The organism is Paraburkholderia oxyphila NBRC 105797, from assembly GCF_000685075.1.
Classification (GTDB): domain Bacteria; phylum Pseudomonadota; class Gammaproteobacteria; order Burkholderiales; family Burkholderiaceae; genus Paraburkholderia; species Paraburkholderia oxyphila.
On the sequence record NZ_BAYD01000228.1, the window covers coordinates 1 to 2,617 of the forward strand.

Genomic DNA, 2,617 nt, shown 5'->3' on the forward strand with positions numbered 1-2,617 from the left:
AAAAGAAAGCGGCTCAAACCGCCAGTGTGACGCCGTCGCCCACTGCCCTGTCCATCGGAGCGGCTCCGGAGCATCCGTCTCCTCGCACACTCCGCCTAAGTGACAAAGGACTCATCCTTCCCGCCACGCGCTACGCGCGGTCGGAAGGGTCTGCAAGGAAAACCGGGCGGGCCGCCAAGCGAATACGCTGGTGTGCTGCCGCCCGATATATTGGAGTCCTACTGATGCGCAATAGTGTGAATACATTGAAGTACTACGAATACGCGCGCATCCCACTGGTTTTTGTTATACCCCACGGCGCGCGCAGCGCCGCCGGATGGATGAGCCCTTGGTCACTCCGGGTGACGTCGCGTGGTGACAGACGCCCCGGAGCCGCTCCGATATACAGGGCAGTGGGGGACGGCGTCACACTGGCGGTTTGAGCGGCTTTCTTTTGCCTACTTTTCTTTGCCGCGGCAAAGAAAAGTAGGTGCCGCCCCGCACAGGGGCAACGCCTGCATACCTTATGCAAAACAAGGAAAGGCCAACGCACCGAAGCACCGAAGCACCGAAGCACCGAAGCACCGAAACAGCGAAACAGCGAATGGAGAGTCCGCAGGCGACCCTGCTATATTAGCGCGTAAGACCCCACCCCACCGGGGAGCAAACCCTCATGAGCGCAAAGCGAACCAGACATCTCACGATATGGCTCCCACTCATGGCACTGGCGCTATTGTGCCTCTCGCTCACCGCACCAGCATGGCCCGACGACAATGCAACGGCGCTCAAATCCAGGTACGACACCCTGGCCCCCGAGCTGAATTCAAACGTCTTCCAACGCCCAATCCATCTAGATTCAGAAGAATCAGACAACACCCTGAAAGGCGACATCTACGCCGTCGTCAACTATCCATTCGCAACGGTCAACACCGCATTCAACGATCCAAAACAAGGCCCCGCAAACTGGTGCGAAGTGCTGATCCTGCATCTGAACACAAAGTACTGCCATGCCACGACAGGCAGCAACGGTTCGATCATCAGCATGAACGTAGGCAAGAAAACCGAACAGGAACTGGCCGACACATTCCGCGTGCAATTCAACTACCGCTCGGTAGCCACCACTCCGACCTACTTCCAGGTCGACCTGAGCGCCGCAAAGGGACCGCTCAGCACCAGGGACTATCGCATCGTGCTCGAAGCCGTCGATATCGGCAAAGGACGCACCTTCCTGCACCTGACGTACTCGTATGGATTCGGCACCGCAGGACGCATTGCGATGAAAACCTATCTCGCAACCATCGGCAGCGCGAAGGTGGGCTTTACGAAGGCGCCGGACGGCGATTACATCGGCGGTGTACGCGGCCTCGTCGAGCGCAATACCATGCGCTATTACCTCGCCATCGACGCCTATCTGGGCTCGCTCGCCGTGCCCGCCGACAAACGCGTCGATCAACGCTTTGCGACCTGGTTCGATGCAACGGAGCAATACCCACGGCAATTGCATGAGCTGGACCGCCCAGAATATCTGCAGATGAAGAAGAACGAGTACCAGCGCCAACAAACGCCGCAATAGATGAACCGGCTAACGCCAGGATATGCTGCCAGGCCGCTCGAACGGCCGCTCCTCCTGTTGCACAAAACCACGTGTCCGAACCGCTTCCAGCCTCGTTCGCATCGCATCGGCACTTCTCGCACCAAGTCGTCTCCTTGACGATGGCGATCCCTCCAACCGTCATGCCATCCGGAATGCCAAGCACGCCGTCGCGGCGGATATCCCTGAGGCTGCGCTCGAGCGCCGCCTCGCCAAAGCCGGCACCGCTCAATCCCAGCTTGGCCAGCGCATCGTTCAGGCGCTTCGCGTCGAAGATCTTGCGGCGCATGCCGTCCTCGAAGCGGTCCGGTCCGGCCGCGTAGTCGAAGGTCAGAATCAGGAGACCGCCCGGCTTGAGCACGCGCAGCGCCTCCTTCGACGCGTATTGCTTGTAGACGATGTGCTCGACCACCGACACGCTCAGCACCACGTCGAAGTTCGAGTCCTCAGCGGGCAGCTTGTAGAGCGACGCGAATTGCGCGCCAATCCGCTCGCGCGCCGCCCACGCGAGAAACTGCCGCTCGACGCGCTCATCGCCGGCGGCGTCCCACAGGTAGTCGATATCGTAGAGATGAACGCGATGCCCGCGCGCCGCGAGATACGGCGAGAGCGCCCCGCGCCCTCCGCCACTGTCGGCGATCGCGAGATCGCAGCGGTTCGCGCCGAAGCGCTCCTCGATGCGCCGCTCGACGTAGAGATACACCCACTGCCTGGACGCGTGAATGTAGAGGCCGACGTCCTCGCGCCGCGCGTGCGCGGTGATCGGCACCGGCTTGGCACGCATCGACGACGGGTCTTTGCTGGCCACGGCTTTCCGCAATTTTTCCTCGTCGAGCACGAACTGGAGCGTGCCGTCCGGGTGCACGTGCGAGAAAATGATATGAATACATTGGAGTCCCAAAGATGCGCATACATCCCACCGGTTTTGGTTATGCCCCACGGCGCGCGCAGCGCCGCCGGAGGTATGAGCCCTTAGTCACTCCGGGTGACGTCGCGTGGTGACAGACGCCCCGGAGCCGCTCCGATGGACAGGGCAGTGGTGAACTG

At 61.0% G+C, this 2,617-nt stretch carries 1 protein-coding gene and 1 pseudogene; one reads left to right on the forward strand and one right to left on the reverse strand.

What is annotated here, in order from left to right; genetic code table 11:
- Positions 1–697 precede the first annotated feature (697 nt).
- On the forward strand, positions 698–1,552 hold the full coding sequence (locus BO1_RS48275) for a hypothetical protein (protein WP_245644140.1): 855 nt from the start codon (positions 698–700) through the stop codon (positions 1,550–1,552).
- A gap of 409 nt (positions 1,553–1,961) precedes the next feature.
- Here the strand turns inward: BO1_RS48275 and BO1_RS62240 are convergent.
- A pseudogene (locus BO1_RS62240) lies at positions 1,962–2,354 on the reverse strand (class I SAM-dependent methyltransferase); the annotation flags it as partial.
- Between the last annotated feature and the right edge of the window lie 263 nt (positions 2,355–2,617).